Raw genomic sequence first — 22,207 nt, 5'->3', positions numbered from 1 at the left:
CTATTTGCGACTGCAGCGTGAAAACCGGATCGAGTTTAAGCAAACTCCCTTGGTAAATCAACGGCGCACCGCCATATTGAATGGGCCAACCGTCCGCTTTTGACGGTGCCAATAGGCAAAGATAAAATCATGTCACGTCACGATCCCATCGGAGGTTATCATGCCCATTACCGTAGGCCAGGACAGCGCCAAGACGCGCAAAACTCTCACAGTTGGTGACCAGTCGGTTTCCTACTACTCCATCCCCGCCGCACATGAGGCGGGGCTTGGTGATTTTTCCGGGCTGCCCGCTGCACTCAAAGTGGTTTTGGAAAACATGCTGCGTTTTGAGGACGGCAAGACCGTCACCGTTGAGGATATCAAAGCCTTTGCAGACTGGGGCAAAAACGGCGGCAAAAATCCACGCGAAATCGCCTATCGCCCTGCGCGCGTTTTGATGCAGGACTTCACCGGCGTTCCGGCGGTTGTTGACCTTGCAGCCATGCGCGATGGCATTGTCGCGCTCAAAGGCTCGGCCGCCAAAATCAACCCGTTGGTGCCTGTCGATCTGGTGATCGACCATTCGGTGATGATTGACGAATTCGGCAACCCGCGCGCCTTTCAGATGAATGTTGATCGCGAATATGAACGCAATATGGAGCGGTATACCTTCCTCAAATGGGGTCAAACCGCCTTTGACAATTTCCGCGTGGTGCCCCCCGGCACCGGGATTTGCCATCAGGTGAACCTTGAATACCTCGCCCAAACCGTGTGGACCGATACCGATCAAAACGGTGATCAAGTTGCCTATCCCGACACTCTGGTTGGCACCGATAGCCACACCACTATGGTCAATGGCGTCGCGGTTCTGGGCTGGGGTGTTGGCGGGATCGAGGCCGAAGCCGCCATGCTGGGCCAGCCGATTTCGATGCTGATCCCCGAAGTCATCGGGTTCGAACTCACCGGCGCAATGGTCGAAGGCACCACCGGCACCGACTTGGTTCTCAAGGTCGTCGAAATGCTGCGCGCCAAGGGGGTGGTCGGCAAATTTGTTGAATTCTTTGGCGAAGGGTTGGACAGCTTGCCCTTGGCGGACCGGGCCACCATCGCCAATATGGCCCCCGAATACGGTGCGACCTGTGGCTTCTTCCCGATTGATGGCGAAACCCTGCGTTACCTGCGCAATACCGGCCGGGATGAGGCGCGCGTGCAGCTTGTCGAAACCTACGCCAAGGAAAACGGCTTTTGGCGCGGGGCGGACTATGCGCCGATCTACACCGACACATTGACGTTGGACATGGGCACCATCGTTCCGGCGATTTCCGGCCCCAAACGCCCACAGGATTTTGTTGCTCTTGATGGCGCTGACGTGGCCTTTAACGATGAGATGGCCAACACATTTAAACGCCCAATGGGCAAGGAAGTCGCGGTTGCGGGCGAAGAGTACACGATGGAATCGGGCAAGGTTGTTATCGCGTCAATCACGTCGTGCACCAACACCTCAAACCCCTATGTGATGATTGGTGCCGGGCTGGTGGCGCGCAAGGCGGCCGCCCTTGGCCTTGATCGCAAACCTTGGGTCAAGACCTCTTTGGCACCGGGATCACAGGTGGTGTCCGCCTATCTTGAGGCGGCTGGATTGCAAGAGGACCTCGACAAGATTGGTTTCAATCTGGTCGGTTACGGCTGCACAACCTGCATCGGCAATTCCGGTCCGATCCAGAAAGAAATCAGCGATGCGATTGCCGAGGGCGATCTTGTGGCGACCTCGGTCCTGTCGGGGAACCGCAACTTTGAAGGGCGCATTTCGCCGGATGTGCGTGCCAATTACCTCGCCTCGCCGCCTCTGGTCGTCGCCTATGCGCTTGCCGGAACCATGGACATCAACCTCGCCCAAGACGCTATAGGGCAAGACAAAGACGGTAACGACGTCTTTTTGAAGGACATTTGGCCCAGCACCCAAGAAATTGCCGAGCTGGTCGAGAAAACCGTGACCCGCGACGCCTTTCTTGAAAAATATGCAGATGTGTTCAAAGGCGACGAAAAGTGGCGCGGCGTGTCGGTGCCGGATCAGGAAACCTATGATTGGCCGGCCCAATCGACCTATATCCAAAACCCGCCCTATTTCCACGACATGGGGGCCGAGCCGGGCGTCATTAGCAATATCGACGGGGCCAAGGTTTTGATGGTTCTGGGCGATATGATCACCACCGATCATATCTCGCCTGCGGGCTCCTTTGCGCAATCAAGCCCGGCCGGTCAGTATCTTACCGAGCGTCAGGTCGCCCCGCGTGACTTTAACTCTTATGGCTCGCGTCGAGGCAACCACGAGATCATGATGCGCGGCACATTCGCCAACATCCGCATCAAGAACGAGATGCTTGATGGCGTCGAAGGTGGCTTTACCAAAGGCCCGGATGGTCAACAGACCTCGGTCTTTGACGCGGCTATGGCCTATCAAGAGGCGGGCACGCCCTTGGTAATCTTTGGCGGTGCGCAATACGGGGCCGGGTCGTCGCGCGACTGGGCAGCCAAGGGGACGAACCTATTGGGGGTCAAGGCGGTGATCGCCGAAAGTTTTGAGCGCATCCACCGCTCCAACCTTGTCGGGATGGGGGTGATCCCCTTCGAATTCACCGGCGGTGACACGCGTAAGACCCTTGGCCTCACCGGTGCGGAAACCGTTTCGATATCCGGATTGGATTCTGTGCAACCGCTCCAAGACGTGCCCTGCACCATCACCATGGGCGACGGAACGGTCAAAGAGATCACCCTGAAATGCCGGATCGATACCGCGATTGAGATCGAATACATCGAGCATGGCGGGGTGCTTCACTACGTGCTGCGCGATTTGGCCAAGTCGTAAGGCGTTGGATTGAACCCACGGCATGCAAAAAAATGCATGAAGGTGCTTAAAATGGTTATCTTCATGCGCCACGACGAGCCAACCACCCTTTCAAGCCGCGATTTTTCAAAGAATATGTGATGGTTTTAGGCCTTTCAAACCGAGCCAAAATCGAAGATCGCCTGAAAATGTTGCTCGTTGCGTTCTGTGTCCCTTTTTTGCTATTCCTTCATTTTACCCCTTTCATCACAATCGGAGGCGAAGCCGCATTCAATGCACGGATTGTGCAGATAGCCGCGAAAAGTGACAGCCAAGACGCCTTCATATCCCGTCTAGGGTGGCATGGTTTTTCTCAATCAGAATCGGATGATATCACGCGACGTTTGACGTCATTGGCGCGCTGGGTTTGCCACCCCAAAAAGCGCGGCTTCGTACCCCAACGCAAGATCGATCAGTGCCTGGACACGCATGGTTTTCCCAAGACACAGCAAAACGGAACTGCCCCTGACGGCTATTCTTTGGCGGTATATGCCAAAGGGGGCGGACCGTCTTGCCAGACCTATCACTGGGTTCTATGGAAAACCGACAACGACCAAGTCACTTGGACCGAAGGACGATCGATCAAAGCCTGTCGCGAGCGTGAACCTTGGTCATTTCCTAACTAAATCACCGCCCCACACCTGAAAGACATCTATGTCCCTCCACCGCGAAAACCTCATCGGCAGCCTTTGGATGATTGCTGCAATGGCCGGGTTTGCGCTTGAGGATGCCGCCATCAAAGCCGCGGCCCAGGGCTTGCCCGTGGCTCAGGTTCTTGTGCTCTTTGGCCTTGGGGGCATGGTCGTGTTCGGGCTTTGGGCATTGTGGCAAGGGGACGTGATCTTCACCCGCGACGTCCTATCAAAACCAATGCGCATCCGGGTTGTCTTCGAAATTTCAGGACGGTTGTTTTACGTCCTCGCGCTGGCTCTGACACCGTTAAGTTCCGCCACCGCGATCTTGCAGGCCACGCCCTTGGTGGTGGTTCTTGGGGCCGCCTTGTTCTTTGGGGAACAAGTCGGGTGGCGTCGGTGGAGCGCTATTTTTGTTGGCCTGATCGGCGTCTTGCTGATCCTCAAACCCACACCAGAGAGCTTTTCCCCTCTCTCAATCTTGGCGGTGCTTGGGATGCTTGGCTTTGCCGGACGCGATTTGGCCAGTCGCGCCGCGCCCAAATCCCTAAGCACAACCGTGCTTGGCGTCTTTGGATTTGTCGCAATTATTGCCGCAGGCGCTCTCTATACGCTTTGGGAACAGCGCGGCTTTGTCGGTATGAGTATTCAACAAACCCTGATGATGATGTCGGCGGTTGGTTTTGGAGTCTTGGCCTATAGCGCCCTCATGCGGGCGATGCGCACCGGTGACGTGGCCAGTGTCACGCCGTTTCGTTACACACGCTTGTTGTTCGGCCTTGGGCTTGGCGTTGTGCTATTTGGTGAGAGCTTGGACGGGCAAACGATGGCGGGTTGTGCGATTGTTGTTGCCTCGGGGCTTTTCATCATGTGGCGCGGCAAGCACCAGCAATAAATCGCACAGCATTTGAGGGATCACGCGAAATCTCGCGCATTTGTTAGTCAATTCATAGGGTTTGAAGCAAAGGGTCAGGAATTCCCCCCTACCATTTTAAGCTAGGTGCCCCATGTTGTAGTCAAGACAACAAAAGGCCCGAGCCCATGAAAACCATCACATTGATCCAAGCCGCCGCCCTGCTGGTTCTGGCCGTAGTGGGCGCATATGCCGGGTCCGAAGACATCAAAGGCGGTTGTCCGGGCTCCGAACCAACCGCCTATTGTGAGCTTTAATCAGCTTTCGTTAGCCGCGTCCGCCAACGCCTTTTCCAAGGCTGGCACAAAGCGTTGCTCATAATCGGACCCAACGAGCGGGCCGGTATAACGGAACAACACCTTGCCCTGACCGTCCAAGATGAAGGTCTCGGGCGGCGCGGTGACCCCCCAATCAATCGCAGTGCGGCCCGGCGGGTCAAAGGCCACCGCCATAAAGGGATTGCCGCCGCCGCTTAGAAATTGTTGCGCTTGGGCGGTTTTGTCTTTGAAATTCACCCCGACTATGCGCAAGCCGTCGGCCTGCATTTTCATCAGGTTGGGGTGTTCTACCCGGCACGGTGGGCACCAGCTTGCCCAGAAGTTCACCAAGGTCACCTCGCCCGAGGTGATCATTTCGCGGGTGATGCCGTCATAGCCTTCTAGCGCCGTTTCAGTCAGCGCCGGAGCCGGTTGGCCGATAAAGGTAGAGGGCAGTTCGCGGGTATTGCCACGCTGCATTCCAAAATAGACCATCACCGCAAATCCCAAAAAGATCAGCGGCGGCAGTAGCATAAGCGGCGAAATGCCAGCTTTTTTGGGATCTTGTTCAGCCATTTTTCACGCGCTCCTCAATGTCGGCCAGATAGGCTTTCATTTTCCGCGACCGGCGGATCGACATTGCGACCAAAACCACCAGCAACAGGATCGACACCGCATAAGACGACAAAACCGCGTCGGCGTATTTTCCCAGATCAGGCATCATGCCAAACGCTCCCGTGCGATAAGGGCGCGCGCGCGACGGGCCCGGATTTCAGTTTGCGTGCGCAAAAACACCAGCGCGATGAACAGCAAGACAAAGCCCGCGATACAGACATAGAGCGGCGAAGAAAACACATCGGCGACGTGCTCTTCTTTGTCCAAAGACAGCGACGCGCCTTGGTGAAGGCCTTGGTTCCAAAAGAGAACAGCATAGCGCGACAGAACCGCAAAAACCGAGCCAACAAGGCAGAGGATCGAGGTCAGGTCCGCGGCGGTATCGTCGTTTTCGATCGCCTCCCACAAGGCCATGTAGCCCAAATAGAACAGGAAAAGGATCAAGAAGGAGGTCAGACGAGGATCCCAAACCCACCATGTGCCCCACATCGGTTGCCCCCAAATCGCCCCGGTCGCCAAGGCGATCAGCGTCATGACCGCCCCAATCGGTGCCGCCGCCCGCGCAGCCAAGGCCGAGACATGATGGCGGCGCACGATCCAGACCAGTGAGGCCACCAACATCATCATCCACGCGTTGATCGCCATCAGAGCGGCTGGCACATGCAGGTAGATGATCTTGACGGTTGATCCTTGGCGGTAATCATCGGGGGTAAAGAAGAACCCCCAGACGAGACCAGAAACGAGGCAGGCCACCGCGCCGACGGCCAGATAGGGCATCATTCGGTCGGTGGTTTTGATGAATTTCACCGGATTGGCGTATTCCCAGATTGACATGGGTGTGACTTGTCCTTGTTGCGCGCGGCAATTTACACCTCATATTGCGGCGAGGCGCAAGTTTGCCGCTCATCACTTTTGTCCGCCACCGGTTGGGTCAGCGGAATTGAGTTTCTTTTGCGACACCTTTTGCCAGAGGTCCTTGATTTAAAGCAATCCTAACGCTCACATTCGCGTGGGTCGGATCAGCGCAGGTTGATGCGCAACACCGCCGCGCTGGCAAAGGGAAGTAACGCAACCGCGCCAAAGCTTATCCCGGCGAGCATCAACAACGGTGTTTGCACCACCATACCCTCGCCGCCGCGCCGGGCGACCTCTGCCCCAAACACCAGAGTTGGAACATAGAGCGGCAGCACCAGCAGTGACATCAACAACCCGCCGCGTTTCAATCCGACGGTCAGCGCCGCGCCAAAGGTGCCAATCACCGAAAGCGCCGGTGTGCCAACCAACAAAGACACGACGATCCAGAAATACCCGCCTTGTGGCAGGCTTAGCAGCACGCCCAATGCCGGAGCGGCGAGGACAAGGGGCAAGCCGGTTGTCAGCCAATGCGCCAAGGCTTTGACTGTGACGATCCCCTCCATCGGGAGCGGCGCAGTGGCAAGCAACTCGATGCTGCCATCCTCAAAATCCAGAGCGAAAATCCGATCAAGCGACAGCAAGCAGGCGAGCAACGCCCCGATCCACAATATCCCCGGAGCGATTTTCGACAAAAGTGCGGTTTCGGGGCCGACGCCAAGCGGGACCAAAACTGTGACGATCAAAAAGAACGCCAGACCAAGGCCAAAGCCGCCCCCCGCCCGCACCGCAAGGCGCAGGTCCCGCATCAAAAGCGCAATCATAAGAAGGCCTCATCAAGTGCCGAGACGCGCGGTTTGGCACGGCATGGGGTGACATCAAAGGTGTCGGCCTCATCAAGGCCCAAATCGATATGCGTGGCCATCAACGCCGATCCCCCCGCTTGCAAATGCGCGCGCACGGCCTCGGCAAACAGGGCCACCGATGCGGCATCTAACGACACGGTCGGCTCATCCAGAACCCAAACCGGGCGGCCCGTAACCATCAGGCGGGCCAAACCCAAACGGCGTTTTTGCCCGGCCGACAAGGACCCGGCGGGCCGATCGGCAAGGTCTAAAAGGTCGAACCCGGCCAAAGCCGCAGAAATATCAGAGTTGCCAAAAACCTTTGCCCAAAACATCAGGTTCTCGGTGACGGTTAGGGCGGTTTTCAACCCGTCCGCATGGGCCGCATAGGCGATGCGCTCCCCTGCCCCGGTGACCTCACCTTCGAGGGCGGGTTGCAACCCGGCGATGGTGCGCAGCAAGGTGGTTTTGCCAGACCCGTTTGGCCCGCGCAAAACCAAGGCACGGCCATCGGCCACGCCAAAGTTCAGCCCTTCGAGAACAGGAACCCCGCCCCGCGCCACGGCCAGTTCAGTCACTTGCAAATCCATACTGCCCCCTTGTTCATTTGGTGCCTAATGAGGAAAGGTTGTTAACGCTTTGACTCTGATCAAGGGTTTCCCCCGCCAAGTTTACCGTGCCTAGTTTAACGTGCCTCTTTTAAACCGGAAGCGCCGCCACCGCGACACGCCGCCCCTCGCTAAGCAAGACGTTAAAGGTGCGACAGGCGGATGGGGAACTCATGCTTTCGACGCCAAGCCCAACCTCTTCGAGCTTGCGACGCAGATCGGCCGGGATATGGGCGATTTCGGCTCCGGTACCGACGAACAAAACGTCGATCTGGTCCTTGAGTGCGACCAAAGCCGCGTCGTCGTCTAATCCGCCCCAAGGCAGAACACCCGTCGCCGTTAACAACAATGGACCTTCGAAAACCTGATCGGCAACACGGAAAAAACCGGGGCCATAACCATCAACAGGCACCGCATCTTTGAAGGACATTTCATTGAGTTGCATGGGGGCTCCTTAGCTCCAGAATGGCAGGCCGGACACGGCCGAGGCGGCGATCACTGAATAAGCCGCAGCTCTGTATACCTTTTCCAGCCCCGGACGAAAGAGCCTGCCGCCGAGCCAGTTGCCCAGCATGCCCGGAAGACCCATCAAAAGACCCAAAATCGCCCATTGTAGCTCCATCCGGCCAAAGGCGGCGATGGCAAGCATGATCATTAGGTCATAGCCAAAAAGATAGAGCAACGTGTTGGCGCGGATCACTTGCGGGGGCAACGGGCGGGCCATGTAAAACATGATGACCGGAGGCCCGGGCAAACCAACCGCCCCACCAAGAAACCCAGAGGCGCAGCCAATGGCATAGACCATCGCCGATTTGATCACACCGCGATAGCGCAGGCCAAAGATCAGAGCGAGCAACATCGCAAGCGCCAACCCACTGACCCCAAAGCGAAACGCGTCGCGTGGAACCAAAGCCAATACCGCCAGCCCAATTGGCAAGGTGATCGCAGTGCCGATCAACAGGCGCCGCAAATCCGCCTTGTCGGCATCACGCCACGCCGGTTTCAACACCGGTAGCGGGCTTAGCAAATCCATAAAAGTCAGCGTCAGGATCGCCGCAAAAGGGGGGAGGAATTGCGCCGCTACAGGCAGGAACACTAAGGCGGTTCCAAAGCCGGTAAAGCCGCGCACAAGGCCGCTAATGAAAGCGGCAAAGGCTATCCAGCCAAGCCCCGGAAGCGAGGCAAGGCTGGACAGGATATCAGGCATCCACGTCGCCAAATTGGTTGCCGGTCGTGTCGACGGGCTTGGACCAATCACGTTTGACACCAAGCCGCAGGAGGATCGAAGAGGCTACAAAGATCGAGCTATACGTCCCGACCACAACGCCCCAGATCATCGCGAAAACAAAGCCGCGGATCACGTCACCGCCCAGCACAAAGAGCGCAATCAGCGCCAGTAATGTGGTGGCCGAGGTCATGAAAGTCCGGCTTAGGGTTTCGTTGATAGACAGGTTCAAAACCTCTTTGAGATCCTTGGACTTGTACTTGATCAGGTTCTCGCGCACCCGGTCAAAGACAACCACGGTATCGTTCAAGGAATAGCCAACAATGGTCAAAAGCGCGGCGATAATGGCGAGATCGAATTTGATCTGCACCGCAGCAAAAACGCCGATTGTAAGCAGAACATCGTGCACCAAGGCCGCAACCGCCCCAAGGGCAAACTGCCATTCAAAGCGCAGCCAGATGTAGAACAGAACCGCCGCAATCGCCAAGGCTACAGCCGTCGCCGCCGTCGAGATCAATTCGCCCGACACCTTGGGGCCAACCGATTCGACAGAAACAAATTTGATGTCTGGCGCAACAGTGGCAAGCGCGGTTTTGGCGCTGTCGATCACCTCTGACGTCACCGATTCCTGGCCATCTTGGGCCTGAATGCGGATCATCGCAACATGTTGGTCTTCGCGAAAGTTCACGTCGAAGACTTCGGAAATCACAACATCCCCAAGATCCAACGTCGCTAAAGCATCCCGGTATTCGGACACAACAATCGCTTGCGTGCTTTCGGTCCGAATCGTGGTGCCCCCGCGAAAATCAATACCAAAGTTAAGGCCCAGCGAGGCAAAAGAGCCGATCGACACCAGCACCAGCAAGGCCGACACCCCCAACCACATTTTCGCGTGTTTGAAGAAATCCCATGAGGTGTTTTCAGGAACTAGTCTTAGTCGCATGTTACACCTCAATCTTTTTGGGACGGCGTTTTTCGAACCACATAACGATCAAAAGCCGGGTGACAAAGATCGCAGTGAAAACGGACGTCATAATGCCAAGACCCAAGGTGATGGCAAAGCCACGCACCGGTCCAGAGCCCATGACATAAAGAATAACGGCCGTGATGAATGTGGTGATATTGGCATCCACAATCGCCGACAGCGCTTTTTCATAGCCCAGCTCAATGGCACGCGCCGGACCTTTGGCCGTTTTGAGTTCCTCGCGGATACGTTCAAAGACCAGCACGTTGGCGTCAACCGCCATACCCACCGTCAAAACGATCCCCGCGATCCCTGGCAAGGTCAGTGTTGCACCCAGCATCGACAACATCCCAAAGATCAGGATGATGTTGATGATCAAGGCAACGTTGGCGAAGACGCCAAACAACCCATAGCTCAGCGCCATAAAGACCAGCACACCGATAAAGGCAACGGCCGTGGCTATTTTCCCGGCATCAATACTATCCTGCCCCAGTTCCGGGCCGATGGTCCGTTCTTCGAGGAATTCTAGCCCCGCAGGCAAGGCCCCCGCGCGCAAAAGGACGGCAAGGTTGGTGCTTTCTTCGACGTCAAAGTTGCCGGTGATAATACCAGATCCGCCTGGAATGTGGCTTTGGATGACCGGCGCGCTGATGACTTCGCCATCAAGGACAATGGCAAAAGGCGAGCCGATATTGTTGGCGGTATAATCGCCAAACTTGCGCGCACCGGTCGGGTTAAAGCGAAAATTCACTGCCGGTTGCCCGTTTTGATCAAAAGCGGGCTGTGCATCGACAAGCTCTTCGCCGGTCACAACGGGCGTTTGCTCAAGAATGTAAAACACGCCCTCTTCGTCCAGCGAGGGCAGGACTTCGTTGCCAACTCCGGCTTGCGCATCAGCATTAGATGCTCGGCTAACAACAGGTTGAAAGGTCAGCTGAGCGGTGGTGCCGATGATTTCCTTGAGTTCTTGTGCCGACCCGATTCCCGGAACCTGAATCAGGATCCGATCAAAGCCTTGACGCTGAATTGTGGGTTCACGCGTGCCAACCTCATCAATCCGACGACGGATGATTTCAAGTGACTGACGTAGGGTACGTTCATCCGTGGCTTGTTGTTCGGCTTCTGACAACGTGACAACAATTTCAGAACCTTCGCCGCGCACCTGTAGGTCAGTTGCGCCCGCCCCGGTTAGGGAAACGACCGGGCGTGCGAGACCGCGGACAATGCCTAGCGCATGCTCCATGCCTTCGGGTTTGGAAATCCGAACGCGCAATTCGCCTTGTTTGACGGCGTCAGAATTCCAGCGAATGGTGCCGATCGCATTGCGTTCGCCCCGCAGAGCGTCGCGCACATCAGGCCAAAGCGCTTCCATACGGGCTTCGTACACATCTTGGACCTGAACTTCGGCCAAGAGATGTGCACCGCCGCGCAGATCGAGCCCCAGATTGACCAATCCGGATGGCAGGTACGAGGGCCAAGTCCCCGCAATTTCACGGTTTTCCGTGGTATCCGCCCCCAGCTCAATCGCGGCGGTGGCGTCATTTGCGGTTTCGACCCGGGTGTAAAAAGCGTTGGGCAGCGCAAGCGCAAGCCCAATCACAATCGTTCCCCAGATCAGAACCCGCTTCCAGAGATCAATCTGCAGCATAATGGGTTAGCCTTCGGCTGGTTCGGTTTTCGACGTCACCTGAACGATGGTCGATTGAACAACGCGCACTTTGACGCCCTCTGCAATTTCGACGTCTACTTCGTTGTTTTCTTTTACTTTAACAACCTTGCCGATAAGCCCGCCTTGGGTGACGACTTGGTCACCGCGGCGCAGGGCTTCGACCATGGCTTTGTGTTCCTTCATCTTTTTCTGCTGCGGGCGAATAAGAAGGAAGTACATGATGGCGAAAATCAAACCCATCATGACGAATGAAGACATGGTCTGCTGATCCATGGGATGCTCCTATGCAAAAAAGCGGGGGTAGGCCCCCGCGAACGTCGGGCGGAACCTATGCTTTGCAAAGAGCGGATGCAAGGCAACGTCGTGCTCAAAGCCCATCTATGACGTCAGTTTTGGCCACTCTTTCTACAATGCCCTTGGAAAAACGCCAAAGGCGGGCCAGATGGCCCGCCCCGTAGTCTCTGGATGCTTTGTTTTAGCCTTGGAACAGCGACAGCAACTGTTGTGGCGCTTGGTTTGCGATGGACAACGCTTGGACGCCCAACTGCTGTTGTACCTGAATAGCCTGCAACCGGGCCGATGCTTCTTCCATATCCGCATCGACCAAAGACCCGATTCCGGATTTCAGCGCATCAGTAAGACCCTGAATAAAGTCGGATTGGGTCTCAATCCGCCCCTGAACAGAACCGAAATTCGCAGCGGATTCGATTGCGGATTGCAGCAAGGATTCCACCGCCTCCAACGCGGCATCGGCACCGTCACCGGTGGTCACATCGAAATCGCTTAGCATTTCGAGGCTACCGCCGATGGCACCATCATTCTCGGTGTTATTGGCCGATTGCGCAGCGTCCGTCGCGGCAACGGTGATGGTCGAACCGGAATTGTTTGTCATGTCAACTTGACCCGCAGTGGTCCCGTTCTCCGCAAAACTGACATCCAACCCATCTGATTTCGCTTGAAAATTCAACTTGGCGATCAGAGCATCGGTCACGTCCTGCAGCGTGTCACCATTGCGCGCTACATAGGCAACTTCTGATGAGAAGTTGACCCCGCCTGAGGCCACCATTTTGTAGGACATGCCCGCTTCTGGTGTGCCGGTCAGAGTAAAGGCCTCAGCCGTCGCCCCATCGGCAATCGCGTTTGCACTTCCGACATCCGTGCCCGTGGTCCCAGCCGTGGCTGCACCGGCACTTAGGTCCTGACGAGCAACCGTGATTTCAGAGGCTTGCACGCCGGTACCGGAACGATCAAGCGACGCCAGAACATTGACACTTTCGGCGGTTAGCGTGTTGTTTTGCAGCAGGTTCAAACCGTTGAACTGCGCGGCACCAACAACTGCGTCGATCTGATCTCGCAGGGCAACAATGTCCGTTTGTATCTTGTCACGGTCAACGTTTTCTTCTTGCGCGGCAACAATCTTACCTTTGATTTCGGTCAAAAGATCGGTCACGGTTTCCGATGCTTGCCGGGCAACAGCAGTGGTTGATTGCGCAAGGTTCAGGCTGTCGGAAATGCCTTTGAAGCTTTTGACATCCGAGGTCATCACCGCCGAAATCGCCCAAATCGCCGAGTTATCCTTGGCGTTGGCAACCGATTTGCCCGTCGAAATCTGATTTTGCACAGAGGCCATATTCGAATTGACCGTTTTGAGCGTTTGCAGTGCCACCATGGCACCATTGTTCGTAAGAATGCTGGACATATGTATCTCGGCACCGTTTTGATGCCTTGGCTCCTGTTTTTAACACGTCAAAAGCGGCCAGTTCTGACCGTCGCACCATTCATTCCTCATTAGGGTTAACAGCTCATTCCCATCCAACGGAAAAGAACCTAAAATTTTTCATGCAATGAACAGAGTTCGGATTTCCCCTCTCCCTCCTCCAGTTAAAACACGGCTCAAAACGTCAGAAGGCACTGATAAAAATCACTCTTTACCGCAAGAAGCCTACAAATGATTTGAAAACTCAAAGTGGGAGGGGTTCAAGAGGTTTGCGCCTTGGGTCAAATTTTTCTGCAAGGAACCTTAATCTGTTGGGCCAGTCTTGACCAAACGCTTGTAGACAATTTGACCAATCACCCTTGGGGTGCAGCGGGCAAATTCCAGTGTTCATTTCATCCTTTGCACACGCTTTGACACCTCTACGCTCCCCGATTGCCGGGCCTGAATTTCAGATGTCCCCAAGACATGGCGGTCAATGAATGCGCTCTCGCGTTTTTCACGATTTCGGAAGGTTTTTATCTCATTGTCCGGTCGCAAGGGGGATAGCCAAATTTGGTTCCCTGCCTTGCGCTAGGTAACAAGCCAGACAACAAAAAGGTTATTCCGTATGAAAAACACAGTACTATCGCTTTTGTCCGCAATCGTATTTTGCCTCACGCTGGGCGGGTCTTCGGCACTAGCCTCCACATTGCAAATCTATACGTCCGTTCTTCCGCCGTTTTCCAATGGCGAGGGCGCGGAAAAACCTGGCATCACTCACGAAATCGTTTTGGAGATGGCCAAACGCGCCAACATAGAGGTCTCAGTCAGTTACATGCCGTGGCCGCGCGCGCTCAAAGGGGCCGAAACTGAAGCAAACGTCATGATCATTCCCCCTGTCCGCTCCCCTGCCCGTGAAAGCCAATTCAATTGGGTTTCTGAGCTTGTGACGTCAAACATGATTTTCGTTTCTACTGGCGACACGGTCTCATCGATTGAAGAGGCACGTTCTCTGAACAAGATTGCCGTTCTTCGTTCTAGCGTCATGGAAAAAATCCTGACTAAAATGAAGTTCACGAACCTACACCCAGTTCCGGATGGCGAAACAGCTGTCAAATTGGTCAATGCGGGGCGCGTCGACGCGTTCTTTTGTATTGATCTGGAAATTTTTGGTATCTTTGAAGCCGCTGGTTTAGATCAATCAGAGTTTCAAGTCAGTGATAGCATCATCGCGGCGAAGCATTGGTTGGCAACCAACCACAATTTTGACCCTAAAACAGCAGAAGCATTGATGGCTGCTTATAATACAATGCTGGAAGACGGTTCATTGACCAGCATAGTCAAAAGTTACACGCAATAAATAGCCGTTTCGAAATCAGCCTGCTCGTTCAGATGAAAACCTGAACGGGCTTTTTAGAGGGGCGACCTCAAATTCGAGCGTCATTCCCGATCTCGACCCTACCCTCTCATGCCATTCTGGGGCATAAGCCCGTCACGACTCAACCTACTCAGGAGCCAGAGTGATGCATGACATCCGCGCCATCCGTGACAACCCCGCTGCTTTTGATGCGGCTCTCTCGCGCCGTGGGATCGAAAATGCATCATCACCTCTTCTGGCGTTAGACGCAGAACGACGCGCCGCGATCCTTGCCGCCGAAACCGCGCAGAGCGATCAAAAGAAAGCCGCAAAAGAGGTCGGAGCCGCCAAAGCCAAGGGCGATGAAGCCGAATTTGAACGGCTGCGCGCGTTAGTCGGTCAAAAGAAGACCGAAGTCGCAGATATGCAGACCAAAGCCAAGGAGTTGGACGAGAAGCTGACTTATGAGCTCTCGGTCATTCCGAACCTGCCCTATGATGATGTGCCCGATGGCGCGGATGAGGACGACAATGTCGAGGTCCACAAATGGGGCACGCCCGTTGCGTTGGATTTCGAGGCCAAAGAGCATTTCGAATTGGCCGGTGTTGCCGCCAGCATGGATTTTGAGTTGGCCGCCAAGATCTCTGGCAGCCGCTTTGTGATGCTCAAGGGCGCAGTGGCCCGGATTCACCGCGCGCTGGCGCAGTTCATGATCGACACCCATGTGGATGAAAACGGTCTGACCGAGATGAATTCGCCGGTATTGGTACGTGATGAAGCCATGTATGGCACTGATAAATTGCCGAAATTTGGCGAAGACAGCTATCAGACCACCAATGGGTGGTGGCTTGTGCCCACCTCCGAGGTGCCACTGACCTATACGGTTGCGGGTGACATTGTTGAGGAAAGCGCCCTGCCGATCCGCATGGCGGCGCATACTCTATGTTTCCGCTCCGAAGCAGGCTCTGCGGGCAAGGACACATCCGGCATGTTGCGCCAGCACCAGTTCGAAAAGGTCGAAATGGTGTCAATCACCCATCCGTCGAAATCGGATGAGGAACAGCAACGCATGTTGGGCTGTGCGCAGGGGATTTTGGAAAAGCTTAACATCCCCTACCGTACGGTTGAACTTTGTACCGGTGACACCGGGTTTGGCGCGCGACGCACCTTTGACATCGAGGCGTGGTTGCCCGGTCAGAACACCTATCGCGAGATCAGTTCGGTCTCGACAACCGGTGATTTTCAGGCCCGCCGGATGAATGCGCGTTTCCGCCCCGACGATGGCGGCAAGCCCGAGTTTCTCCATACTTTGAACGGGTCAGGTCTTGCCGTGGGTCGCTGTTTGATTGCAGTGCTTGAAAACGGACAGCAGGCAGATGGATCGGTGGTTTTGCCCGAGGTGTTGGCCCCCTATTTAGGCGGAAAACTGACCCTAAACAGCGACGGAACGCTGAGCTAAGCTAGGATGGGCGCGCTTCCTTCGGCGCGCCTTTTTTCCTAACCTTCGGCCCAAGGCATGGCGTCCATCGCCATATCGACAATCACTTGCAATTGATCCCGTCCTACACCCGTGCGCGCCAAAGACGCCATGGCGACAATCTGGGCATTCAAAAACATCAACAAGCGGTCACAATCGGCGTTGGGCGTAAGCTCGCCCTCGTAAAATGCAAGGCGCAACCGATTTTGCAAAGCGATGACCCCTTTGGATTTCAGCGCCGCCAAACGCGGGCCAACCGGCTCGGACGTGTCACCAAAATCAAAACTGGCCAGAATACACATGCAACCATGAGGTTGCTCAGGTAATGTGACACCGTCCGCTAAACCGTTGAGATAGGTTTTCAGATCCGTGCGAAACGGGCCTGTTCCTTGTTCAAACGGAATGCGCACCGGGTCACCATATTTTTCAACATAGCGCTCCAAGCTTTTTATAAAGAGCGCATCTTTGTCACCAAACGTTGCATATAGCCCCGGTTTGGCCATGCCAGTGACCTCGGAGATGTCATTCATCGAGGTCCCCGCATAACCGCGTTTCCAAAACAGTCTTAGCGCCTCGGACAACACTTTATCCGGGTCATTCTTACGTGGCCGGCCTCGTGCCATCAGTGTCTCCGAAAATTTTATACCAATCGGTATTTAAACGCCTTGACTATCCACTTCAACACCTCAAATAAAGTACCACTTGGTATTTTAAAGGAAGCAACCATGACTGACCTCTCCTCCTCTGTTGTCTTTGTTACCGGCACCAACCGTGGCATTGGCCGCGCTTTGGCCCAGGAACTGCTCGCAGCTGGCGTTTCAAAACTATATGCTGCGGCCCGCAACACCGCCTCTTTGACCGAACTTGTCAACGCCCACCCAGATCGGGTGATCGCTGTGCAGCTAGACGTCACTAAAACCGACGAGATCGCCAACGCCGCCACCTTGGCCTCGGACACAACCTTGTTGATCAACAATGCCGGTGTTGCCGGTTTCACCAGTTCGATGTCCGGTGACGCTGTTGAACAGGCACGGATCGAAATGGACGTGAATTATTTTGCACCACTAGCCGTCACCCAAGCCTTTGCCCCGGTTCTCAAGGCCAATGGCGGCGGCGGGGTTGTGTCGCTAAGCTCAATTGCCGCACTGTCGAATTTCCCTGTTCTGGGCACTTACTCGGCCTCCAAAGCCGCTGTGCATTCGCTGATGCAAGCGTTTCGCGCCGAACTGGCCGCCCAAGGGACCTACGTCGGCACCGTTTACCCCGGCCCTGTTGATACGGATATGGCCGCCAAATTTGAGTCCGAGAAGACCGCCCCCGCCGATGTTGCCAAGGCTATTTTGGCCGGGATCAGCGCCAAACAGGAAGAGATTTTCCCAGACTCGATGTCGCAAAACCTTGTCGCGGTGCATGACAAGGACCGCCATGAATTGGATGCGATGACGGCGACGTTCTTGCCAGCGGCCTAAAATGAAAAAGGCCTTCGCAGAAATGCGAAGGCCTTTGATTGCGTTTCTAACCCTTTGATTTTGAGAGGGTCGGACCTATGCCGCCGCCGCTAATCGCAATTAGTCTTTGGCTTTGGGCAAACTGCCTAGGTGCTTTTTCAACGCCCCGGCATTCTTTTTCTTGCGGCCCTTATAGGGGTTTTTGTCGCCCTGCCCGCGCATGGTTAATCGGATAGGCGTGCCAGGCATATCAAAATCCTCGCGCATGCCGTTGACCAGATAGCGCGAATAGCTTTCGGGCAATTTATCAGGCAAAGAACACATTACAACAAAGCCCGGAGGACGGGTTTTGGCTTGGGTCATGTAGCGCAATTTGATGCGGCGACCTTGCGGCGCGGGCGGCGGGTGACGCTCGATCATATCACCAAGCCAGCGGTTCAGCTGAGCGGTTGGAATACGGCGGTTCCAAACGTCATGGGCCTTCATGATCGCGGCATGCAATCTCTCCATGCCGCGCCCGGTCCGGGCCGAAACGGTCACCAAAGGCGCGCCGCGCAATTGTGGCAGCAGACGTTCAAACGCCTCTTTCAGATCGCGCAGTTTTTCTTGTTTTTCGTCTTCGATGTCCCATTTGTTGACCGCAACCACGACGGCGCGACCTTCGCGTTCAGCCAGATCGGCGATCTTGAGATCTTGGTTTTCAAACGGAATCGCCGCATCGAGCAAGACGACAACAACCTCGGCGAATTTAACCGCCCTGATCCCGTCAGAGACCGAAAGTTTTTCAAGCTTTTTCTGAACCTTGGCGCGTTTGCGCATCCCGGCGGTATCGAAAATCCTCATATGCACACCGTTCCATTCTTTTTGAACGGAAATGGCGTCGCGGGTGATTCCTGCCTCTGGGCCAGTCAACAGACGATCTTCGCCGATGATCTGGTTGATCAGCGTTGATTTCCCCGCATTCGGGCGGCCAACCACGGCGATCTGCAAGGGTTTTTCGGCTGTAATTGGGCGCGGTGCGTCGGGGTCTTCGTCGTCAACTTCGACTTCAACCTCTGGGGCGTCCGCTTGCGCGCGGGCCTGAAATTCTTCGTCGATTGGCAAAAGTGCGGAGTACAGTTCGTTCATGCCTTCGCCATGTTCGGCGGACAGGCGCATCGGCTCTCCAAGACCCAGACTGTAGGCTTCGATGACACCTGCATCCGCAGCCGCCCCTTCGGCCTTGTTCGCCGCCAGAAGAACCTTGTCGGCACGTTTACGTAGGATTTCGGCGAAGACCATATCGTCGGGCAAAATCCCGGCCCGCGAGTCCACAAGGAACAAGCAGACATCGGCCATATCAACGGCGCGCTCAGTTAATCGGCGCATCCGTGCCGGCAGCGATTCGTCGGTGGCGTTTTCCAACCCGGCGGTATCAATCACGGTGAAGCGTATGTCGCCCAGACGCGCCTCGCCTTCACGCAAATCGCGTGTGACGCCGGGCTGATCATCGACCAGCGCGAGACGCTTGCCCACAAGGCGGTTAAACAGGGTCGACTTACCCACATTGGGGCGGCCAACGATGGCGAGGGTGAAAGACATGGGTGACACTCCGGATCAAGCCGCCCGCTTAGCCTATTTTGTTCGGACAGGAAAGCCCTGACAGACCGGCACGCGCGCCGCCCAAATTCCATGCATGGAATTTGCAAAACGCGTGCACGCGTTTTTGGGCGACGTGTCGATCACTTGTGCCTATTTAAAGGCGTGCAAAACCCCGTCGCCCGACACCACATAAAGCGTGTTACCCACAACGATGGGCCGGGTTGTCGCGCCGCCTTTGATGTCAACGGACGACACCAAAGACCCATCAACCGGCGAAAAGCTGCGCAGTTGTCCATCCGAGCCCGCCACGATCAAACGCCCACCCGCGAGGATCGGACCATGGTTTGCATAGCTGCTGTCGCGCTTTCTGTTTGGTTTATTGCGAGGAACCCAACCGGGGAGGTCTTTGGCCCAAATCTGCTCGCCACTAGTGGCATCCAGCCGGATCAACTGATTGCGATCCGAAACAAAAAACACCGATCCACCGGCTGGCCAAGCGGGCCCCAGGGCCCCTTGGCGCGTGGTCCACATCCGCTCTCCATCATGCAGAGACAATGCAACGATACGCCCGGAATGGTTCCCAACATATACCGTATCGCCGGAAATCACTGGATCCCCCGTAAGGTCATCAATCCCGGAAATGGCAACGCCATTGCGCCGCCCCAAAATGTCGGCATTCCAGAGGCGCAAGCCTCCTTGACGGAAGGCTGCCTGTACGGTGGCAGCCCCAAAGGAAAATATCACATGTTTGTCGCTGACCGCTGGGGCCGGCGCTCCGGCAACATTGTTGATGTCGCCTGTTCCCTCGATCTGCCACCGGATGCGTCCGGAATCAGCTTCGATGGCCCATCCCACTTGATCTGCGGACACGATGTACAAGACGCCATCGCGAATGGTCGGCGCTCCGGTTGCGGTCCCGCCCAGCCGCTGCACCCAAAGTTCTTTGCCACTAGCAGGGTCCAAAGCTGAAAGCGTGCCAAAACCCGACGCCACATATAGTTTGCCGTCTGAGTATGCCAGACCGCCACCTTGCGCCTCGATGTTTTTATCACGCAACGGGGTAAGGTCGTGGCTCCACACCACCTGCCCGGCGGTTGAAACTGCGCTGACAACGTGTTCCGAATCCATAGTGAAAATGCGACCATCGGCGGACACAGGATCGACATTCAAACGTTGCCGACGGCTATCACCGGCCCCGATATCCGTCGCCCAAACTTCGCTCAAAGAGGATGACAGCGCCGCGTGAGACACACGCACATGTGGCGAAACCATGCTTTGAGGCCAGAAGCCATTCGTTTGAGCAGCAGGCAATGCTACCGGCTGTGATCCATCTTCGACAAGGGTTTCATCCGAGCCAGCCTGGCTTTGCAAGACATCGCGGACATTCATACGTTCGCCCGTAAGGATCTCTTCCTTCTCGGCACAGCCAGCCAAGACAACAGCCCCGAACACAGCCCCGATTAAACCGAGCGTTTTTGCCTTTTGCTCCATGGTTTGCCCCTTCCTGCCAGCTCTTTGGCTCAGCTCTGTTCGACTGCGCCACCCAGCGCCACAATCAACTGACTTGCCCGGCGGCGCAACCCTGTGGTCACTTCGGAATCCACAATCAACGCTTGTAGGCGGGTCAATGCCGCTTCTTTGTTGCCGATCTCAATTTCGAGGAGCGCCAATTGCTCCTCGGCCAAAAGGCGCAAAGGCTGACCAGCGATGGCCAAGGCCTCAAATCCAATCCGCCGCTCCTCAACCGACAAGACCTCGGCACTACGCGCCAAGGCTTTGTAGCTCGCGATCTGTCGATAGATTGTAGGGACATTGGAATCATTGGAAACCGCCTGCAAGCGCGCAATCGCGGCGGCATCATCGCCCTCGGAGCCTTGCTCGGCTGCGATCAGCATATCGAGCACCGCTTTGGCATCCGGGCCGGAGGTCGTCAGGCCTTCCAGCGCCGACACGCGCGCGGCGCTGTCCTCGGTTTCCAGCGCCGTCAAAATCCCGTCACCAAAGGCCTGTGCCTCGGCGGATTGGGTCGCGTTCTGATACTCACGCCATGCCGTTCCACCAACAATGCCCAAGACAACCAACACGGCAACCCAGCCGTAGCGTTTCATCAACTTGAAAACGCGGTCGCGGCGGACCTCTTCAGTGACTTCTTCGATGAAGCTTTCCGGATTGCTCACATTGCCTCCTTGGCCCCTGCGGCCAAACTTGTGCTTTTGCCTCTCATACCGTGCCACACGGGCGGTGCCAAGGGACCACAACTGTCCAATTTTGGCACTATGTTGTCAGAAAATCGCCTTGAGAGCGGGATTAAACACAGAAAACACTGGTGCTGTGGTTGAAGATGACTCTGCGACACCCTAAAACTGAACTAACCCGTTTAGAAAAGCGGCGGGGCTTTGTTTTTCGACATGCGCCCTTAGATATATAATTCGGTGCGAACGCACCACATGATAGATGGACAGTGGGTCAACAATGCGTCTTTTCTCTTTGATAACTGCCATGGTGGTGGCTGCCGTGTTATACGGCATTGTTTTTGAACGTGATCGCCTCTTGGAGTTTGCGGGTGTCACATCAGATGACGCCCCCGCCGAAGACGCCTCTCTTGAGGTCACTGCCGAGGCGTCCACCAAGACCATCCCCGAGGGCACAGTGCGTGTCATGGCGCTGCGCTCGGTTGCCCAGGAAATCGACAATGCGGTTTACCTGCGCGGTGAAACCTCTGCTCTGCGTGAAATCGAAGTGCGCGCCGAAACCAGCGGCAAGATCATCACCGACCCATTGCGCAAGGGCACGATGGTCGAAGAAGGACAATTGCTCTGTGCGGTCGATCCCGGGACCAGCGACATAAACCTACGTGAAACTTTGGCGCGTTTGGCCGAGGCCAAGGCGCGTTTGCCCGAAGCCGCCGCGCGCTTGCTAGAGGCCGAGGCACAAGTGCCCGCCGCGCGCGCCAGCATTTCAGAAGCCGAAGCCGCCGTGCCCGCAGCCGAAGCCCGGCTTCTAGAAGCCCGCGCTGGTATCCCCGCCTCTTTGGCCCGTTTGGAAGAGGCCAAAGCCCGCGTCCCCGAAGCGCAAGCCCGTCTCGAAGAAGCCAATTCGCGCATCCCAGAAGCCGAAGCGCGCCTGTCAGAAGCCGAAGCCGCCGTGCCCGCAGCCAAAGCATCGCTGGCCGAGGCAGAAACCCGGCTCCCCGAAGCCGAAGCGC

The 22,207-nt window shown here is 56.0% G+C and carries 21 protein-coding genes; 6 read left to right on the top strand and 15 right to left on the bottom strand.

The window, feature by feature from the left end; translation table 11 throughout:
* Window positions 1-160: 160 nt before the first annotated feature.
* The 3 genes from acnA to AC5EFR_RS09400 all read left to right on the top strand — a co-directional run bounded on the left by acnA (window position 161) and on the right by AC5EFR_RS09400 (window position 4,665).
* Window positions 161-2,845, top strand: coding sequence for an aconitate hydratase AcnA (gene acnA, locus AC5EFR_RS09410; RefSeq protein WP_493575588.1), 2,685 nt, complete (start codon window positions 161-163; stop codon window positions 2,843-2,845).
* 672 nt (window positions 2,846-3,517) lie between these two features.
* On the top strand, window positions 3,518-4,390 hold the full coding sequence (locus AC5EFR_RS09405) for a DMT family transporter (RefSeq protein WP_493575587.1): 873 nt from the start codon (window positions 3,518-3,520) through the stop codon (window positions 4,388-4,390).
* Window positions 4,391-4,536: 146 nt separating this feature from the next.
* Window positions 4,537-4,665, top strand: coding sequence for a hypothetical protein (locus tag AC5EFR_RS09400; RefSeq protein WP_299929047.1), 129 nt, complete (start codon window positions 4,537-4,539; stop codon window positions 4,663-4,665).
* On the opposite strand, the gene AC5EFR_RS09395 is transcribed toward AC5EFR_RS09400, so the two are convergent.
* From AC5EFR_RS09395 to AC5EFR_RS09345, 11 genes are all read right to left on the bottom strand, one after another.
* Window positions 4,666-5,241 (bottom strand): DsbE family thiol:disulfide interchange protein, encoded by a 576-nt coding sequence (locus AC5EFR_RS09395; protein WP_493575586.1) that lies wholly within the window; start codon window positions 5,239-5,241, stop codon window positions 4,666-4,668.
* Window positions 5,234-5,389, bottom strand: a complete 156-nt coding sequence (gene ccmD, locus AC5EFR_RS09390; protein WP_299929053.1) for a heme exporter protein CcmD — start codon at window positions 5,387-5,389, stop codon at window positions 5,234-5,236. Before ccmD ends, AC5EFR_RS09395 begins: the two co-directional genes overlap by 8 nt.
* A complete protein-coding gene (locus tag AC5EFR_RS09385) occupies window positions 5,386-6,114 on the bottom strand; it encodes a heme ABC transporter permease (protein WP_493575585.1) in 729 nt (242 codons plus the stop codon). The genes ccmD and AC5EFR_RS09385 overlap by 4 nt, the downstream gene beginning before the upstream one ends.
* Before the next feature lie 185 nt (window positions 6,115-6,299).
* Window positions 6,300-6,956, bottom strand: coding sequence for a heme exporter protein CcmB (gene ccmB, locus AC5EFR_RS09380; RefSeq protein ID WP_493575584.1), 657 nt, complete (start codon window positions 6,954-6,956; stop codon window positions 6,300-6,302).
* Window positions 6,953-7,567 (bottom strand): heme ABC exporter ATP-binding protein CcmA, encoded by a 615-nt coding sequence (ccmA, locus tag AC5EFR_RS09375; RefSeq protein WP_493575583.1) that lies wholly within the window; start codon window positions 7,565-7,567, stop codon window positions 6,953-6,955. The genes ccmB and ccmA overlap by 4 nt, the downstream gene beginning before the upstream one ends.
* A 109-nt stretch (window positions 7,568-7,676) precedes the next feature.
* Window positions 7,677-8,030 (bottom strand): Mth938-like domain-containing protein, encoded by a 354-nt coding sequence (locus tag AC5EFR_RS09370; RefSeq protein WP_299933233.1) that lies wholly within the window; start codon window positions 8,028-8,030, stop codon window positions 7,677-7,679.
* Between the two features lie 9 nt (window positions 8,031-8,039).
* On the bottom strand, window positions 8,040-8,792 hold the full coding sequence (locus AC5EFR_RS09365; RefSeq protein ID WP_493575582.1) for a sulfite exporter TauE/SafE family protein: 753 nt from the start codon (window positions 8,790-8,792) through the stop codon (window positions 8,040-8,042).
* Window positions 8,785-9,753 (bottom strand): protein translocase subunit SecF, encoded by a 969-nt coding sequence (gene secF, locus AC5EFR_RS09360; RefSeq protein WP_493575581.1) that lies wholly within the window; start codon window positions 9,751-9,753, stop codon window positions 8,785-8,787. The genes AC5EFR_RS09365 and secF overlap by 8 nt, the downstream gene beginning before the upstream one ends.
* Before the next feature lies 1 nt (window position 9,754).
* Entirely contained in the window at window positions 9,755-11,422 is a 1,668-nt protein-coding gene (secD, locus tag AC5EFR_RS09355; protein ID WP_493575580.1) for a protein translocase subunit SecD, read from the bottom strand.
* A gap of 6 nt (window positions 11,423-11,428) precedes the next feature.
* Window positions 11,429-11,716, bottom strand: a complete 288-nt coding sequence (yajC, locus tag AC5EFR_RS09350) for a preprotein translocase subunit YajC (protein ID WP_493575579.1) — start codon at window positions 11,714-11,716, stop codon at window positions 11,429-11,431.
* Between the two features lie 202 nt (window positions 11,717-11,918).
* A complete protein-coding gene (locus AC5EFR_RS09345; RefSeq protein WP_493575578.1) occupies window positions 11,919-13,142 on the bottom strand; it encodes a flagellin N-terminal helical domain-containing protein in 1,224 nt (407 codons plus the stop codon).
* Window positions 13,143-13,767: 625 nt separating this feature from the next.
* Here AC5EFR_RS09345 and AC5EFR_RS09340 point away from each other — a divergent pair.
* Together AC5EFR_RS09340 and serS are read left to right on the top strand one after the other, a co-directional pair.
* Complete coding sequence (locus AC5EFR_RS09340) at window positions 13,768-14,499, top strand: substrate-binding periplasmic protein (protein ID WP_493575577.1); 732 nt, start codon at window positions 13,768-13,770, stop codon at window positions 14,497-14,499.
* A 163-nt stretch (window positions 14,500-14,662) separates the two neighbouring features.
* Window positions 14,663-15,955: a serine--tRNA ligase gene (gene serS, locus AC5EFR_RS09335; RefSeq protein ID WP_493575576.1), complete on the top strand. Its 1,293-nt coding sequence runs from the start codon at window positions 14,663-14,665 to the stop codon at window positions 15,953-15,955.
* Window positions 15,956-15,993: 38 nt separating this feature from the next.
* Here the strand turns inward: serS and AC5EFR_RS09330 are convergent, their stop codons facing one another.
* Window positions 15,994-16,596: a TetR/AcrR family transcriptional regulator gene (locus AC5EFR_RS09330; RefSeq protein ID WP_493575575.1), complete on the bottom strand. Its 603-nt coding sequence runs from the start codon at window positions 16,594-16,596 to the stop codon at window positions 15,994-15,996.
* A 102-nt stretch (window positions 16,597-16,698) separates the two neighbouring features.
* On the opposite strand from AC5EFR_RS09330, the gene AC5EFR_RS09325 reads away from it, so the two are divergent.
* Window positions 16,699-17,442, top strand: coding sequence for an SDR family oxidoreductase (locus AC5EFR_RS09325; protein ID WP_493575574.1), 744 nt, complete (start codon window positions 16,699-16,701; stop codon window positions 17,440-17,442).
* A 99-nt stretch (window positions 17,443-17,541) separates the two neighbouring features.
* Here the strand turns inward: AC5EFR_RS09325 and der are convergent, their stop codons facing one another.
* The 3 genes from der to AC5EFR_RS09310 all read right to left on the bottom strand — a co-directional run bounded on the left by der (window position 17,542) and on the right by AC5EFR_RS09310 (window position 21,179).
* A complete protein-coding gene (gene der, locus AC5EFR_RS09320) occupies window positions 17,542-19,002 on the bottom strand; it encodes a ribosome biogenesis GTPase Der (RefSeq protein ID WP_493575573.1) in 1,461 nt (486 codons plus the stop codon).
* Window positions 19,003-19,152: 150 nt separating this feature from the next.
* The gene (locus AC5EFR_RS09315) at window positions 19,153-20,493 is read right to left on the bottom strand and encodes a PQQ-like beta-propeller repeat protein (protein WP_493575572.1); all 1,341 of its coding nucleotides are present in this window, start codon (window positions 20,491-20,493) and stop codon (window positions 19,153-19,155) included.
* A 29-nt stretch (window positions 20,494-20,522) separates the two neighbouring features.
* Entirely contained in the window at window positions 20,523-21,179 is a 657-nt protein-coding gene (locus AC5EFR_RS09310) for a tetratricopeptide repeat protein (RefSeq protein ID WP_493575571.1), read from the bottom strand.
* Window positions 21,180-22,207 lie beyond the last annotated feature (1,028 nt).

Source organism: Pelagimonas sp., from assembly GCF_058892305.1.
Note: the sequence above shows the minus strand (reverse complement) of the source record. Positions and strands in the feature narration are given on the sequence as shown.

Bases quoted from the DNA above. Each gene is read 5' to 3' on its own strand.
- acnA (WP_493575588.1), top strand. From the start codon at position 161: ATGCCCATTACCGTAGGCCAGGACAGCGCCAAGACGCGCAAAACTCTC.
- AC5EFR_RS09405 (WP_493575587.1), top strand. From the start codon at position 3,518: ATGTCCCTCCACCGCGAAAACCTCATCGGCAGCCTTTGGATGATTGCT.
- AC5EFR_RS09400 (WP_299929047.1), top strand. From the start codon at position 4,537: ATGAAAACCATCACATTGATCCAAGCCGCCGCCCTGCTGGTTCTGGCC.
- AC5EFR_RS09395 (WP_493575586.1), bottom strand. From the start codon at position 5,241: ATGGCTGAACAAGATCCCAAAAAAGCTGGCATTTCGCCGCTTATGCTA.
- ccmD (WP_299929053.1), bottom strand. From the start codon at position 5,389: ATGATGCCTGATCTGGGAAAATACGCCGACGCGGTTTTGTCGTCTTAT.
- AC5EFR_RS09385 (WP_493575585.1), bottom strand. From the start codon at position 6,114: ATGTCAATCTGGGAATACGCCAATCCGGTGAAATTCATCAAAACCACC.
- ccmB (WP_493575584.1), bottom strand. From the start codon at position 6,956: ATGATTGCGCTTTTGATGCGGGACCTGCGCCTTGCGGTGCGGGCGGGG.
- ccmA (WP_493575583.1), bottom strand. From the start codon at position 7,567: ATGGATTTGCAAGTGACTGAACTGGCCGTGGCGCGGGGCGGGGTTCCT.
- AC5EFR_RS09370 (WP_299933233.1), bottom strand. From the start codon at position 8,030: ATGCAACTCAATGAAATGTCCTTCAAAGATGCGGTGCCTGTTGATGGT.
- AC5EFR_RS09365 (WP_493575582.1), bottom strand. From the start codon at position 8,792: ATGCCTGATATCCTGTCCAGCCTTGCCTCGCTTCCGGGGCTTGGCTGG.
- secF (WP_493575581.1), bottom strand. From the start codon at position 9,753: ATGCGACTAAGACTAGTTCCTGAAAACACCTCATGGGATTTCTTCAAA.
- secD (WP_493575580.1), bottom strand. From the start codon at position 11,422: ATGCTGCAGATTGATCTCTGGAAGCGGGTTCTGATCTGGGGAACGATT.
- yajC (WP_493575579.1), bottom strand. From the start codon at position 11,716: ATGGATCAGCAGACCATGTCTTCATTCGTCATGATGGGTTTGATTTTC.
- AC5EFR_RS09345 (WP_493575578.1), bottom strand. From the start codon at position 13,142: ATGTCCAGCATTCTTACGAACAATGGTGCCATGGTGGCACTGCAAACG.
- AC5EFR_RS09340 (WP_493575577.1), top strand. From the start codon at position 13,768: ATGAAAAACACAGTACTATCGCTTTTGTCCGCAATCGTATTTTGCCTC.
- serS (WP_493575576.1), top strand. From the start codon at position 14,663: ATGCATGACATCCGCGCCATCCGTGACAACCCCGCTGCTTTTGATGCG.
- AC5EFR_RS09330 (WP_493575575.1), bottom strand. From the start codon at position 16,596: ATGGCACGAGGCCGGCCACGTAAGAATGACCCGGATAAAGTGTTGTCC.
- AC5EFR_RS09325 (WP_493575574.1), top strand. From the start codon at position 16,699: ATGACTGACCTCTCCTCCTCTGTTGTCTTTGTTACCGGCACCAACCGT.
- der (WP_493575573.1), bottom strand. From the start codon at position 19,002: ATGTCTTTCACCCTCGCCATCGTTGGCCGCCCCAATGTGGGTAAGTCG.
- AC5EFR_RS09315 (WP_493575572.1), bottom strand. From the start codon at position 20,493: ATGGAGCAAAAGGCAAAAACGCTCGGTTTAATCGGGGCTGTGTTCGGG.